Source organism: Pseudomonas sp. NFX183, assembly GCF_047943075.1.
Lineage (GTDB): Bacteria > Pseudomonadota > Gammaproteobacteria > Pseudomonadales > Pseudomonadaceae > Aquipseudomonas.
The window spans coordinates 6,135,959-6,150,088 of record NZ_CP181333.1 but is presented as its reverse complement, the minus strand read 5'-3'; the positions used below and the strand labels follow the sequence as shown (position 1 = coordinate 6,150,088).

Sequence of the window (14,130 nt, the reverse complement as noted above, 5' to 3'; positions counted from 1 at the left end):
CTCCTTGCTTAGCGCGATGCTTGGGAAGTGGGAAAACGCTCGGCGTTAAAGCTCTTGTCGAAACCTTGCGACACGTCGATGTGCTTGGGCAGCAGGCCTTCCTTCTGATAGGTGTCGGCCGTGGCTTGCAGGCCGCTGATCACGCTGTCGTCGATTACCACGGGGCTTAGATGAGTGTCTTTGGCCACCTCGACGTGCACCGCCAACGGCAGGCCGGTGATTTTCGATTGGGCGGCAGCGTATTCATTGGGGTGCGCATTGGCCCACGCATAAGCGCGATCGACGCGGGCGACAAAGTCGTCCAGTTGCGCGCGTTTTTCGCTGATGGCCTGGTGGGTGGCCGCAAAATACAGGTGGTTGCTCAGCAGCTGGTTGCCGCTGACCAGCACCCTGGCCTGGCTTTGTGAGGTGACCACCGTGGTGTACGGGTCCCACGTGGCCCAGGCGTCGACGGTGCCGTTATCGAGCACCAGCCGCGATTCGGCGGGCAGCAGGAAAATGAATTGCACATCCTTGGTGGTCAGCCCGGCGCTGGCCAGGGCCTTGATCGCCAGGTAGTGGCCGATGGAACCGCGCCCGGTGACGATTTTCTTGCCCTTGAGGTCGGCCACCGTCTTGATCGGTGAATCCTTGGGCACCACCAGGGCGGTGGTGTTGCGCCCTTCGGCGTGGATGATGCTGACCACTTTGAGCGAGGCGCCGGCACCCAGAGCAAACACATACGGCGCGTCACCGAGCGCACCGACATCCACGGCGCCGGCATTCAGGGCTTCGCCCAACGGCGAGGCGGAGGGGAATTCCGACCATTGGATGATGTAGGGGACGTTTTGGGTTTCGCCCGAGGCTTCCAGCAGGGCCTTGATGGTGGATTTCTGATTGGCCACGCGCAGCGGTTGCAGGTCGGCGGCCTGGGCGGTGGTGAGCAGGCCAAAGGCGAGGGCGGTGCCCAGCAGCAGGCGTTTGAACGCAGGGGTAAAGGTCATGAGCGGTAGATTCCAGACAGTTCGAAAAGGGGTGGGTTACCTCCGCCAGGAAAGGGGTCGGTGCGGCCTGCCCCGGTTTGGGGCAGGCGTGAAGGTGGCTCAGATCACATAGAAACCATGGGTGCCGTCGCGGGCCAACTGGTCGACCAGGCCGAACTCCCAATCCAGGTACGCCTGCATGGCTTCCTTGGGGCTGTCGGTGCCTTCGTAGGGTCGGCGGTAGCGGTCGATACGCGGTGAGGCCAGGTGGGTTTCACCGGTTTCCAGCGGCAGTTGCTCGGCGATCCAGTGGGTGGTGCCGCCTTGCAGCAGGAACACCGGCTTGCCGGTCAGCGCCTCGACTTCGGCCACCGCCAGGCGCGCCAGCTGGCTGGTGCCGCAGGTCAGTACATAACGTTCGGCAGGCGGCACTTTGGTCAGCGCTTCGGGCAATTTCGCCCGCAGTGCCCAGTGGGCGCCGGGGATGTGGCGCTTGACGTAATTGACGCTCGGGGTGAAATCCAGCACCGCCGTGTCGCCGTGGGCGAGCCACTGCGCCAGGGTGTGCGGGCTGATCAACTCGGCTTGCTGCGGCGCCGGCACCGGGGCTACCCAGGCACCGGTTTCGCTGAAATGCGCCGTTTGCAGGTCGTCGAGCACATGCACTTCCCAGCCCAGTTGCGCGAGCCAGGAGGCGGACATATTGGCGCGCACGCCGTCGTCATCCGCCAGCACCAGACGCGCACCGCGCACGCTGGCGACGTGATCGGTTTCCTGCACCAGCTGGCCGCCGGGCGTGGAGCGTGCGCCGGGCAGGTGGCCGGCTTCGAATTCTTCCGGGGTGCGCACATCGAACAGGTACGTGGTGCGGTGCGGTTCCTGCTGCCAGTGTTGCAGGTCAGCCAGGGTGGCGCGGCCGACGCGAGCTTTATCGGCCACGCGGCGCGCGTCCCGGGCGGCGATCTGGCGGTGTTCTTCGCGGGTTGGCGCAAAGCGCCGCGACTGGCCGTGGGCGAGTTTCTGCCCGGCCAGCGTCCAGCCGATGGTGCCGTTACGCAGCGCCGACACCGGGTTGGCGATGCCAGCGTTGATCAGCGATTGAGTGCCAATAATGCTGCGCGTGCGCCCGGCGCAGTTGACGATGATGCGTGTGGACGGGTCCGGCGCCAGTTCACGGGCGCGCAGCACCAGCTCGGCACCGGGCACGCTGATGCCGGTGGGGATGCTCATGGTCTGGTATTCGTCGAAGCGACGCGCGTCGAGCACCACCACGTCGGCTTGGTTGTCGAGCAGGGCCTGGACTTCTTCGGCGGCCAGGGACGGTGTATGGCGCTCGCTTTCGACCAGCTCGCCAAACGCCTTGCTCGGCACATTGACGTCGATAAACAGCTCACCACCGGCACGGCGCCAACCGTCCAACCCACCTTCAAGCAGGCCGACCTGGGTGTAGCCCAGCGCAACCAGGCGCTCGGCTGCACGCTGCGCCAGCGCTTCACCGTTGTCGTAGACGGTGACCTGGGTATCGCGGCGTGGAATGCGCGCGTACACCTCAAGCTCCAGTTTGGACAGCGGGATATTTGCAGCGAACAGCGGGTGCGACTCGGCAAACGGCGCTTCTTCGCGCACATCGACCAGGGCGACTTCTTCACGGTCCAACAGGGCCTGACGGATCTGGGCGAAGCTGCGGTTCGATACGGTGGTCATAGGGCAGGGCTCTTTTCTTTGGACACATCCCAGATGTTCGGGAGGTAGGCGTTGGAATAACCGGAGATAAACAGTTTCTCGCTGCCGTCGGGCTGATACACCGCGCGGCGTACCGCACCGATATTGGCGCCGTACACATGAATGCTGATCGACACCTGGTCGCTGTGGGCATTGCTGACCTGATGGATATCGCCGACCTTGGGCGACACGGCCTCGACCTGACCCGGCACCAGCTGAATCGGCTTGCCCTCGGCAACGAGGCGGCCGTCGGGTGCGCGTTCAAAGCCCTGGGAAAATTCCGAGCCGCGCAGCATGCCGATCAAGCCCCACACCCGGTGGTCATGAATCGGCGTACTTTGCCCCGGCCCCCACACAAAGCTGACGATGCAAAAGCGCTGGCGCGAATCGGCATGCAGCAGAAATTGCTGGTAACGCGCGGGGTCGGGTTGGGCGTATTCGTCGGGCAGCCAGTCATCGTGGCTGACCAGTTGCGCCAAGAGCTTGCCGCCACGGTGCAGCAGGTCGCCTTCGCGTGGATTGCCGTCGATCAATTCCGCCAGGGCGCCTATAAAGGCTCTGAGTCTCTCGGGGTGTCGGGCCTGGGTCATGGCACTTCCATCGCTGCTTTAACGGGGAGGGTGTGATGGGTTTATATAAGCATAATGTTTATAGTTAATATGCTATTTTTTAATGATTAGCTTATAGCTTTAGGTAATTTAGAACCGGTCTGCATAGCGTTAGACGTTATCGATCACAGCGTGGACTATCCATGCAGCGTTCCTGCAACTATGCTTCGCACACATCTTAATGACTGTTCTCTATGTGCGGCCCAAATGAAAATTGACGATATCGATGCCTTTGTCGAAGTGATTCGTTGCCAGTCCATCAGCCATGCCGCCGAGTCGTTGCAACTGACCCAGCCGGCCATTACCCGCCGTGTGCAGAACTTCGAGCAGGCGCTGGGCGTGGAGCTGTTCGACCGCAACACCAAGCCCCTCAAGCCTACGCTGATCGGTACGCGCGTTTATGAACAATGCCGGCTGATCCTGCGTGAAATGGATGCCCTGCGCGAACTGGTGGCCACCGATGCGCCGCCCACTGGCGTATTGCGCCTGGGCGTGCCGCAGACCATTGGCGACGTGGTGCTGCTCGATGCGCTCAAGCACCTGCGCACCGAATACGCCGACCTGCGCACCCAGGTCGCCACGGGTTGGGGCAGCCAACTGGTCGGCAAGATCGAGCGCGGTGAACTGGACGCGGCGGTGGCGCTGTTTCCGGCGGGCAAGATTTTCCCGGACAACATCGTCGGTGAGTCCATCGGCAAGATGGAGTTGGTGGTGGTGTGTGCCAAGGCGCAGTTGCCGAAGAAGCCGTGCAAGTTGGCCGATGTGTACCAGAACGGCTGGATTCTGAACCCGGATGGCTGCGGTTTCCGCGCCGGCTTGCAGCGCACCTTGTCTGATCAGGGGTTGGCATTGCGGGTGAACCTGGAAACCTTCGGCACCGAGTTGCAATTGGGGCTGGTGGCCGACGGTTTGGGCCTGGGGCTGGTGCCGCGGCCTTTGCTGGAGCGCAGCGCTCACCGTGAGCAGCTGGCGGTCATGCCGCTCAAGGATTTCAAGCCGGTGATGGATTTGTGGCTGATCTATCCGCATTTTCTCGGCAACCTGCAGGGGCCAGTGGATGCATTCGGCAAGCTGGTCGCGGACTCGCTGCACAAGATCCGCAACGCGGCCTGAGCGGGGAATGCGGTTTTTTATAAAAAAAAATAATAATTAGCTTAGATTAAAATGTGCTTTTTATTATTTTTCGGCATCCCCTAGGCTGCCTGGAAGTCCTTAAGGCCATCCAGGAAGTTTTGCCATGAGCAGCGTCACCTCTCTATCCAGCGTTTCCAGCAACGTCCGCCAGCGCGTGTCGCCTGAAGAGTGGGAGGTGCGCGTCAAACTGGCTGCGGCCTATCGGCTGGCGGCGTTGTACAAGTGGACCGATCACATCTACACGCACTTCTCGGCCCGCGTGCCGGGTCCGGATGAGCATTTCCTGATCAATGCCTTTGGCTTGTTGTTCGATGAAATCAGCGCGTCCAACCTGGTCAAGGTTGACCTTGACGGCACGATTGTCGACGACCCTACGGGCCTGGGCATCAATTACGCAGGCTATGTGATTCACAGCGCCATTCACGGCGCGCGGCATGACCTGCAAGCGGTGCTGCACACGCATACCCGTGACGGTATTGCGGTGTCGGCGCAGAAGGACGGTCTGTTGCCGATTTCCCAGCATTCCATCGCGTTCTCCGGGCGTATCGCGTACCACGGCTATGAAGGCGTGGCGCTGGACCTGGACGAGCGTGAGCGGTTGGTGGCGGACCTGGGGGACAAGAGTGTGATGATTTTGCGTAACCATGGGTTGTTGACGGCGGGGGTGAGCGTTGAGCATGCGTTTCAGCAACTGCAGGGGCTGGAGCGTGCGTGCAATATCCAGGTGGCGGCGCAGGCGGGCGGCAGTGCGGAGTTGATCTTCCCGCCGGCGGAGGTGGTGGCCAAGGTTGAAGAGCAGGCCAAGGTGTTCAGCAACGGGGCCGGGCCGGGTGTGGCGCGGCATTGGAATGCGTTGGTTCGGCAGTTGGAGCGTACGGATACCGAGTATAAAAACTGACGTTGGCGGCGGAGTGGGGGGTTGGGGGGCTGGTTTGTTTGTGAAGGGGGGTGTTTAGGTAGATTGGGGGCATATCCGTTGCTGCGGTAACGGCGGCTGGCGGTTCCGCTCTTACAGCGGGTCACTTTTGGCAAACGCCCTGTACGGACCGGACACATGGTGGACACATGTGCGGGGACATGGTTGACACATTATGAACCATAGTCAGGTTTGCTCATGTCGATCGTTCGTAGGAAGTGGTGGCAGAAGTAGACGTCAAAGAGCCCGTCACTTTCAGGGTTGGGTCGAACGGCAATGTGCTGCCCAACCAGCCCCTTGGCGATGCTGAAATAACGTTTCTGAAAGCGAAATCGGCTGTGATAAACCTTGGCCAGCACATCATCCGGCCCATATTCAAATTCCGATAGCTGCTGCGGATAAGCCCAAGGGCTTGCTCGGTACCGGTCCATAGGCACCTTGTAATCCAGTGCTTGGTGAGGGCGTTTTAAGTTATAGACCTCACGCCATTGATCAAACGCTGTTTGAGCATCCTTGATCGTGGAGAATTGACGCCCATCAAGCACCTCCGCTTTGAGTGAACGATGAAAACGCTCAATCTTTCCATTGGTTTGAGGGTGGTAAGGACGACTGAAGCTGATCCTGATCCCCAAGCGAATCAACCAGATACTTAGTTCTGTGATTTCTCCAGGGTTGCGTGGCGAGCCCCATGGCGGTCCATTGTCAACGTTGATGCGAGCCGGTAACCCAAAGCGCTGAAATACCTCGATCATCTTTTCCTTCACCGTGATTCCACGCTCGTTATCACAAGCTTGAATCGCCAAATTGAATCGTGAGTGATCGTCCAACAACGTCAGGGGATGGCATCGGCCTTCTTGTGTCGGGAAGTGCCCTTTGAAATCCATCTGCCAAAGATCGTTAGGTGCATCGTGTTCAAATCTCAGCTTTGCTTCTTGTTCCTTCTGAACAAGCTGAATCAGCCCGCATCGGTGCAAAACATTGGTGACGGTGCTAGGAGCAATCTGCTTTTTCAAAAGGCTGCTGATTGTGCGTCCGCCCCAAGCGGGATGTGCTTGCCTAAGCGCTATGACCTGCGCCTCCAAAGCTGGCGCGGTTAGCTTTGGGCTAGTCGCAGGTTTTCGGGATTTCTCTTGCAGCCCGGACTGCCCATGCATTTCATAGCGTTTCAACCACTTATAGGCCGTTTGCGGGCTGATGCCGAACCGCCGACACAGCTCTCGTTTATTGCTGCCGGGTTGCCGTGCTAAGGCAATGAACTCTTCTTTCAGGCTCATGGCATCTCTCGTGTCCCAGGGCATGATGGCTTTCCGGCGAAGTTGGCTCGCCAAAAGTGTCCACCATGTCCCCGCACACCCGTCAACCATGTGTCCGGTCCGTACAGCAAACGCCCCAAAAGTAACCAAAAGGTCTTTGCCCCACCACTCGGCACCTCGCCTAGGCTCGGTGTTCCCTCTCACTCCGGCTTGAATCCGTGGGCCGCCGCGACGGGCCATCCATGGCCCAACGCGGCTAACCCGGCGTCCTGCCGGGTTACCCACGGATTCAAGCCTGCGTTCGGCCAGCGTGGTTGACGGGGCCTGTCAGATCAAAAGCAAGATCAAAAGCAGAGCACGGCGGCCTGGTAGCCGACCTGAGTGGTAGAAGCAAAAGCGGATCAAAAGCACAGCAACACACCTCTATCTGATGCACAGAGATCCAAATGTGGGAGCGGGCTTGCTCGCGAATGCGGTGGTTCAGTCAGCTCATGGGTCACTGGCACACCGTCTTCGCGAGCAAGCCAGCTCCCACCTTTGACCGAGTACAAACGACACCCATCTACCTGACGCAAAGAGATCCAAATGTGGGAGCGGGCTTGCCCGCGAATGCGGTGGTTCAGGCAGCTCATGTGTCACTGGCACACCGCCTTCGCGAGCAAGCCAGCTCCCACAATTTGACCGAGTTTAACTGCCACAGCCGCAGTGCTTCGCTTTTCTGTGGGAGCTGTGTTTACGCGACCTGCTGGGCCTGCTCGCGCTCTGCGACCAATTGGCGGGTGAGTGGAATCAGGCGCTTGCCGTAGTCGATTGCATCATTGAGCGGGTCGAAGCCGCGAATCAGGAAGGTGGTAATCCCCAGGTCGTAGTAATCCAACAACGCTTCAGCGACTTGTTCGGCGGTGCCCACCAGTGAGGTGGAGTTACCTTGGGCGCCGAGCAGCCCGGCAATCCCGGTCCACAACCGCTTGTCCAGCCGCGAGCCTTGCGCCGCTGCTGCCAGTAAGCGGCGTGAGCCTTCGTTCGGCGGTTCCCGTCGCACGAATCCGTTCTTCTCAGCCAGCGCCGTGGCCTGTTGCAAGATTGTCTCGGCACGCGCCCACGCCAGTTCTTCGGTCTCGGCGAGGATCGGGCGCAACGACAAACTGAAGCGGATCGTGCGCCCATGCTTGGCCGCTTCGGCGCGCACCTGAGTCACCACTTCGCGCACTTGCTCATAGGTTTCACCCCACAGCGCATACACGTCGGCATGTTTGCCCGCCACCGCAATCGCTGCCGCGGAAGAGCCGCCGAAATACAGCGGAATGTGCGGCTGCTGCGGCGACTTCACCGTCGAGTGCGCGCCTTGCACCTGGTAGTACGTGCCCGAGAAATCGAAGGGCTGCTCGCTGGTCCATTCCTGGCGCACCACGCTGAGGTACTCGTCGGTGCGCGCGTAGCGTTCGTCCTTGCCGATGTGGCTGCCATCGGCGCGCAGTTCGCGGTCATCGCCACCCGTGATGATGTGCACGGCGGTGCGCCCGCCGTTGAAAACATCCAGGGTGCTGAACTGGCGGGCAGCCAGCGTGGGCTGGGCGAAACCGGGGCGGTGCGCGATCAGGAACTGCAGTTTTTGGGTCACGCTGGCGGCATGCGCGGCGATCAGCGTGCTGTCTGGGCTGTTGGAATGGAAGGCCACCAGGGCGCGGTCGAAGCCGGCCTCTTCGTGGGCGCGGGCCACGGTTTCGACGTAGTCCGGTTGCAGGGTCGGCCCGCTGCGCGGGTGGATCTCAGAGGCGTGATGGCCGCCGATGTAGCCGATAAATTCAATGCTCATGGTCAGTCCTTGTCAGGTACGGGATCAACACCTCCTCCGGGCGTGGGGTCGGTCACTCGGCTCAAAAGTAAGGGCAGGAGTCGGGTCTGTAAAATGCCTGTTGGTTCTAACCTAAGTATTAAAATATTGAATTATCATTCGGTTTATTTATTAGCAACGTGCATTAATAGGTGAGCTACAGGCTCAGGTGAATCTGCGCACATAGCCCACCGCCCGCGCGATTGCTCAAGGTCAGCGAGCCACCGATCGCCACCACCAGCTGCTGCACAATCGCCAGGCCCAGCCCGGTGCCGCCGGTGCCGCGATTGCGTGAGCTTTCCACCCGATAAAACGGCTGCATGACGTGCACCAGTTCGTCCTCGGCAATCCCGGGTCCGCGGTCCAATACGCTGATCGACAGCTGCCCGGTTGGCGTCGAGCCGACTGCCAGTTCTGCGCTGCCGGCGAATTTCAGCGCGTTGTCCAGCAGGTTCACCAATACCCGCCGTAAGGCGTGAGGGCGGGTGTCGAGCACCAGCGCACTTTTACCGCTGATGCTGACCTGCTTGTGCATGTCTTGATAATCAAACACCAGGCTGTCCAGAAACGCGTCGAGGTTGATGCGATGACGGGCTTCGGTAGCGCCGTGCACGCTGCGCGCGTAGGCCACGCCTTCGCGCACCAGGTGTTCCATTTCCCCCAGGTCACTCCAGAGCTTGTCGCGGTCGGCAGAATCTTCCATAAACTCGGCGCGCAGTTTCATGCGGGTAATCGGCGTTTGCAGGTCGTGGGAAATCGCCGCGAGGATCTGCATGCGTTCCTTGAGGTATTCGGCGATGCGTTGTTGCATCTGGTTGAACGCTGCCGCTGCGTGTGCCACTTCGGTCGGGCCGTGTTCGTCCAGCGGCGTCGGATGAGCGTTCGGGTCGAGGGTTTCCACCGCGCGGGCCAGGCGCGTCAGCGGGCGAATCGCCAGGCGCACGGCCAACCAGGTGCAGCCGAGCAACAGCGCCAATTGCAGGATCAGCACCACCGGCAACCAATAGGCCACGGGCAGGGCGGCCGGGCGTACATCGAGGGTGATCGGGTGGCCGTCGGCCAGGGTCAGGTGCGCCTGGAAGTGCTTCTGCAGGCCGGGAATGGTGCGAAAGGTCAGCGCGTACTGCTCGCCCAGCGCATCCGCAATCGAGGTGGCGGCCATCGGCACGTCGTCACTGCTCATCGGCTCACCGGTCTCGCCGGCATTGAGCAGGTAATGGTAGTTCTGGCGGTCGATACGCGGCAGCCAGCTGGCCCGCTCGTTGGCGGGCAGGCGGTCGAGGATTGCCACCGAGGTCGACACGTCGTTCTCCAGGTTGCCGAGCATCGCGGTGCGCGCGCTGATATAGCGCTCGTAGAACTGCGCGCTGAACGACAACCCATGGGCGCACACCAGGCTGATCAGGAAGATCAGCGACAGCTGCGACGCCAGCGTGCGCGGCCAACCCAAGCGCCATTTCATTGCGTGGCTCCAAGGATTTCCACCGCCAGGGAAAACACATACCCCTCGCTGCGCACGGTCTTGATATACGCCGGTTCACGTGCGTCATCCAACAGGCGTTGGCGCAGGCGGCTGACCAGCAGGTCGATGGAACGGTCAAACAGATCCGCATCGCGGCCCTGGGTCAGGTTGAGCAATTGGTCGCGGTTGAGCACGCGCTGCGGGTGATCGAGGAACACCCGCAGCAGGCGGTATTCGGCGCCGCTCAAGGCCACCAGCGTGTCGTCTTCGTCGAGCAGGTGGCGGGCGGTGGTGTCCAGGCGCCAACCGCCAAAACGAATCAGCCGCCCGGTTTCACTCACCACCAGGTTCGGCGGCAGCATGCGCGTGCGCCGCAACACGGCGTTGATCCGCGCCAGCAGTTCGCGGGCGGCGAAGGGTTTGACCAGGTAATCATCGGCGCCCATTTCCAGGCCGATGATGCGGTCGGTTTCATCGTTGCGCGCGGTGAGCATCAGCACCGGCGTGGCTTTGTGCTTGCCCACCCGCAGCTCGCGGCACAGCTGCAAACCGTCGTCGCCGGGCATCATGATGTCCAGCACGATCAGGTCAACCGGGGTGGCGTCGAGGAAACTGCGCATCTGGCGGCCATCGGCGACCACTGTGGTGCGCATGCCGTTTTTCTTCAGGTAATTGCCCACCAGCTCGCGGATCTCGCGGTCGTCATCGACGATCAGGATATGGTCGACATGGTCCATGCTGCGTTCCTCGTTAAATGCTCATGGGCCGCAGTCTAGCCATCGCCGCAGGGTTTGCCTTGTGCCCTTTGTATTGCAGTGTATCTGGCGATAACGAGATACACAGCGAGGCAAAAAAACCGACAGGCCAGCGTCCGGCGTCGTTCACCTGCGTGCCTAAGCTAATGCTAAAAAGGTATTTATTAAGGTTTTTTAAGATCGTTTAGCTTGGTTGCTCCAACCCAAGACGCTTATGGAGTGAGCCGCCGATGCTGCAATCAGTCACCACCTTGCCGCTGCTGGATCTGTCGCAGCTTGACGGCACGCCTCAGCAACGCGGCGAATTTCTCGATGCGTTGCGCGCTGCCGCGCGGCAGATCGGCTTTTTCTACCTGACCGGCCACGGCATCGACCCGGCGCTGCTGGCTCAGGTGCAGCAGCAGGCGCGCGCATTTTTTGCCTTGCCCGAGGCCGACAAACTGGCGGTCGGCATGCTCAACTCGCCACACTTTCGCGGCTACAACCGCGCCGCTTCGGAGATCACCCGCGGCCAGCCGGACCTGCGTGAGCAGTTCGATGTCGGCGCCGAACGCGAGCCACTGAACGCGGATCAACACCCGGCCGCGTGGGCCCGTCTGCAGGGCCCGAACCAATGGCCTGTCGCCTTGCCCGAACTCAAGCCGTTGGTACTGGCCTGGCAGCAGGCAATGACGCAAATGGCGTTGCGCTTGCTACGCGCCTTCGCCCAAGCCTTGTCGTTGCCCGAGCAGGCCTTTGACGCACTGTACGGTGACCAACCCAACGAACACATCAAGCTGATCCGCTACCCCGGCCGCCACGCGCAACAAAGTCGCCAGGGCGTGGGCGCACACAAGGACTCCGGCTTTTTGAGCTTTCTGCTGCAGGACGAGCAGGCCGGTTTGCAGGTGGAGGTGGAGGAGGGCCGCTGGATCGACGCGTCGCCGCGCCCCGACACACTGGTGGTGAACATCGGCGAACTGCTCGAGTTGGCCAGCAACGGTTACTTGCGCGCCACCGTGCACCGCGTGGTGTCGCCGCCGGTGGGCAGCGAGCGTTTGTCCCTGGCGTTTTTTCTCGGTGCGCAGCTGGATGCGGTGGTGCCGGTGTATGACTTGGCACCCGAACTGCTGCGCGATGCCCACGGGCCGACCAGCGACCCGCGCAACCCGTTGCTGCGCGATGTCGGCTGGAATTACCTCAAGGGCCGTCTGCGCTCGCACCCGGATGTTGCTCAACGTTTCTATGCCGACGCCACACTTCCCCACGCACTGTCCGCCTGATCAGGAGATCAATCACCATGCTGAAGACATCTGCACTTACCCTGGCGGCGTTGCTGGCCTCATTGAGCGTGTCGGCCGCCGATGCGTTGCGCGTCGCCGCCGACCCGATTCCCCATGCACAGATCCTCGAATACGTGCAGAAGCTCGACCCGAGCCTGAACTTGAAGATCATCGAAATTCCCAGCGGCGTGAACTCCAACGAGTTGCTGGCCCATGGTGATGTCGACGCCAATTACTTCCAGCACCTGCCATTCCTCAATGCTCAGGAGCAGGCGCTCGGGCAGAAGTTCGCGGTGGCCGCTACGGTGCATATCGAACCGTTGGGCATTTACTCCCATCGCCATACCGGCTTCGCCCAGGTGCCGGACAAAGGCACGGTGGCGGTGCCGAACAACGTCACCAACCTCAGCCGCGCGCTGTACCTGTTGCAAGCCAATGGCCTGATCACGCTCAAGCCGGGTTTCAATGACGCGTCCAGGGAGCAGGCCACGCCCAAGGACATCGCCGAGAACCCCAAGCACCTGAAGATTCTGGAGATCGAGTCGCCGCAAATTCCGCGCGCGCTGGACGATGTGGACCTGGCGGTGATCAATGGCAACTTCGCCCTGGAAGCCGGGTTGGTGCCGGCCAAAGACGCCTTGGGCCTGGAGAAAGCCGAGGGCAACCCTTACGCGAATATCCTGGTGACCACACCAAAACTCGCGGATGACCCGCGCATCAAGCAATTGGCCAAGGACCTGCACTCGCCGCAGGTGGCCAAGTTCATCAGCGAAAAATACGCGGGCTCGGTGATCCCGGTGGCGGCCGAATGATCGTCGTCGAGGGCGTCAGCAAAACCTACGCCGACGGCCAGCCGGCGGCCCTGGATAACGTGTCGTTGCGGATAAACGACGGGTCGATTTTTGGCATTGTCGGCCGCAGCGGGGCGGGTAAAAGTACCTTGTTGCGCTGCCTTAACCTGCTGGAGCGGCCCACCTTCGGGCGCATCCTTTTGGACGGCCAGGACCTGACCCAACTGAGCGACAGGCAACTGCGCGAGCAACGCCAGCGCATCGGCATGATCTTCCAGGGCTTCAACCTCCTGCATTCACGCACGGTGGCGGGCAACGTCGCGGTGCCGCTGGAAATCGCCAAGGTGCCCAAGGTTGAGCGCGCGGCGCGGGTGGCCGAGTTGCTGGCGTTGGTGGGCTTGAGTGACAAGGCTGAGGCGTTTCCTTCGCAGCTCTCCGGCGGGCAGAAACAACGCGTGGGCATTGCCCGTGCATTGGCGGCGCGTCCGACGTATCTGTTGTCGGATGAGGCCACCAGCGCGCTTGACCCGCAAACCACCGCGTCGATTCTTGAGTTGTTGCGCGACATCAACCGGCAGCTGGGCGTGACCATCGTGTTGATCACCCATGAACTCGAGGTGGTCAAGGCCATCTGTGACAGCGCGGTGTCGCTGGCCGATGGACGCGTGGTGGAAAGCGGCACGCTGCTGCAATTGCAAGCCGACCCGGCATCGCACCTGGGCCGTTCGCTGGCGCCAAGCCCGCCGGTGGTGAGGGCCGTATGAAAACCGACTGGAACGAGATTGTTCAACTGCTGCTCAACGCCACCGGCGAAACCCTGTACATGGTGCTGCTGGCGGGCATGTTCACGCTGTTGATCGGCTTGCCGCTGGGCGTGGTGCTGTTTATCAGCCGACGCGGCGGCTTGTTGCCTTTGCCACGGCTCAACCGGGCGTTGGGCGCCGTGATCAACCTGGGGCGGTCATTGCCGTTTGTGGTGATGCTGATCGCGTTGATCCCACTGACGCGCCTGATCGTCGGCACCACGCTGGGCAGTACGGCGGCCGTGGTGCCGATCACGATTGGCGCTTTTCCATTTTTTGCGCGCATCGTCGAGACCGCCCTGAATGAAGTGGACAAGGGGCGCATAGAAGCCATCGTTGCCATGGGCGGTGATGCGCGCCATGTGATCCTCAAAGTGCTGCTGCCGGAAGCCTTGCCCGCGCTGGTGGCCGGGGTGACGCTGACGCTGGTGATGCTGATCGGCTTTTCCTCCATGGCAGGCGTGATCGGTGGCGGCGGGCTGGGCGACCTGGCGATTCGTTATGGTTATCAGCGTTTCAACAACCAGATCATGGTGGTCACGGTCATCGTTCTGGTGGTGCTGGTGCAGGGCGTGCAAAGCCTGGGGGATCGCTGTGTGAGGTCGCTGGCGCACCGCCGATCCTGACT

At 61.3% G+C, this 14,130-nt stretch carries 13 protein-coding genes; 6 read left to right on the top strand and 7 right to left on the bottom strand.

Features of this window, described 5'->3' with window-relative positions; translation table 11 throughout:
* Nucleotides 1-8: 8 nt before the first annotated feature.
* The 3 genes from ACM530_RS28575 to ACM530_RS28565 all read right to left on the bottom strand — a co-directional run bounded on the left by ACM530_RS28575 (nucleotide 9) and on the right by ACM530_RS28565 (nucleotide 3,274).
* Nucleotides 9-983, bottom strand: a complete 975-nt coding sequence (locus ACM530_RS28575) for an ABC transporter substrate-binding protein (protein ID WP_416363790.1) — start codon at nucleotides 981-983, stop codon at nucleotides 9-11.
* 99 nt (nucleotides 984-1,082) lie between these two features.
* Nucleotides 1,083-2,666 (bottom strand): rhodanese homology domain-containing protein, encoded by a 1,584-nt coding sequence (locus tag ACM530_RS28570; RefSeq protein WP_416363788.1) that lies wholly within the window; start codon nucleotides 2,664-2,666, stop codon nucleotides 1,083-1,085.
* Entirely contained in the window at nucleotides 2,663-3,274 is a 612-nt protein-coding gene (locus tag ACM530_RS28565) for a cysteine dioxygenase (RefSeq protein WP_262207699.1), read from the bottom strand. The genes ACM530_RS28570 and ACM530_RS28565 overlap by 4 nt, the downstream gene beginning before the upstream one ends.
* Nucleotides 3,275-3,499: 225 nt before the next feature.
* On the opposite strand from ACM530_RS28565, the gene ACM530_RS28560 reads away from it, so the two are divergent.
* Nucleotides 3,500-4,405, top strand: a complete 906-nt coding sequence (locus ACM530_RS28560) for a LysR family transcriptional regulator (RefSeq protein WP_124417080.1) — start codon at nucleotides 3,500-3,502, stop codon at nucleotides 4,403-4,405.
* 124 nt (nucleotides 4,406-4,529) lie between these two features.
* A complete protein-coding gene (locus ACM530_RS28555; protein ID WP_416363785.1) occupies nucleotides 4,530-5,324 on the top strand; it encodes a class II aldolase/adducin family protein in 795 nt (264 codons plus the stop codon).
* 191 nt (nucleotides 5,325-5,515) lie between these two features.
* Here the strand turns inward: ACM530_RS28555 and ACM530_RS28550 are convergent, their stop codons facing one another.
* The 4 genes from ACM530_RS28550 to ACM530_RS28535 all read right to left on the bottom strand — a co-directional run bounded on the left by ACM530_RS28550 (nucleotide 5,516) and on the right by ACM530_RS28535 (nucleotide 10,628).
* Nucleotides 5,516-6,640, bottom strand: a complete 1,125-nt coding sequence (locus ACM530_RS28550; RefSeq protein ID WP_416363742.1) for an IS481 family transposase — start codon at nucleotides 6,638-6,640, stop codon at nucleotides 5,516-5,518.
* Between the two features lie 688 nt (nucleotides 6,641-7,328).
* Nucleotides 7,329-8,411 carry an LLM class flavin-dependent oxidoreductase gene (locus ACM530_RS28545; RefSeq protein ID WP_416363784.1) on the bottom strand — a complete coding sequence of 361 codons (1,083 nt, stop codon included), beginning with the start codon at nucleotides 8,409-8,411 and terminating at the stop codon, nucleotides 7,329-7,331.
* Between the two features lie 175 nt (nucleotides 8,412-8,586).
* Nucleotides 8,587-9,891 carry an ATP-binding protein gene (locus ACM530_RS28540; RefSeq protein WP_416363783.1) on the bottom strand — a complete coding sequence of 435 codons (1,305 nt, stop codon included), beginning with the start codon at nucleotides 9,889-9,891 and terminating at the stop codon, nucleotides 8,587-8,589.
* Nucleotides 9,888-10,628, bottom strand: a complete 741-nt coding sequence (locus ACM530_RS28535) for a response regulator (RefSeq protein ID WP_416363782.1) — start codon at nucleotides 10,626-10,628, stop codon at nucleotides 9,888-9,890. The genes ACM530_RS28540 and ACM530_RS28535 overlap by 4 nt, the downstream gene beginning before the upstream one ends.
* Before the next feature lie 248 nt (nucleotides 10,629-10,876).
* Between ACM530_RS28535 and ACM530_RS28530 the strand changes: the two genes are divergently transcribed.
* The 4 genes from ACM530_RS28530 to ACM530_RS28515 are packed head-to-tail and all read left to right on the top strand — an operon-like array spanning nucleotide 10,877 to nucleotide 14,128.
* Nucleotides 10,877-11,908 carry an isopenicillin N synthase family dioxygenase gene (locus ACM530_RS28530; protein WP_416363781.1) on the top strand — a complete coding sequence of 344 codons (1,032 nt, stop codon included), beginning with the start codon at nucleotides 10,877-10,879 and terminating at the stop codon, nucleotides 11,906-11,908.
* 17 nt (nucleotides 11,909-11,925) lie between these two features.
* Nucleotides 11,926-12,720, top strand: coding sequence for a MetQ/NlpA family ABC transporter substrate-binding protein (locus ACM530_RS28525; protein ID WP_416363780.1), 795 nt, complete (start codon nucleotides 11,926-11,928; stop codon nucleotides 12,718-12,720).
* Nucleotides 12,717-13,463: a methionine ABC transporter ATP-binding protein gene (locus tag ACM530_RS28520; protein WP_416363779.1), complete on the top strand. Its 747-nt coding sequence runs from the start codon at nucleotides 12,717-12,719 to the stop codon at nucleotides 13,461-13,463. Before ACM530_RS28525 ends, ACM530_RS28520 begins: the two co-directional genes overlap by 4 nt.
* Nucleotides 13,460-14,128: a methionine ABC transporter permease gene (locus tag ACM530_RS28515; RefSeq protein ID WP_416363778.1), complete on the top strand. Its 669-nt coding sequence runs from the start codon at nucleotides 13,460-13,462 to the stop codon at nucleotides 14,126-14,128. Before ACM530_RS28520 ends, ACM530_RS28515 begins: the two co-directional genes overlap by 4 nt.
* Nucleotides 14,129-14,130 lie beyond the last annotated feature (2 nt).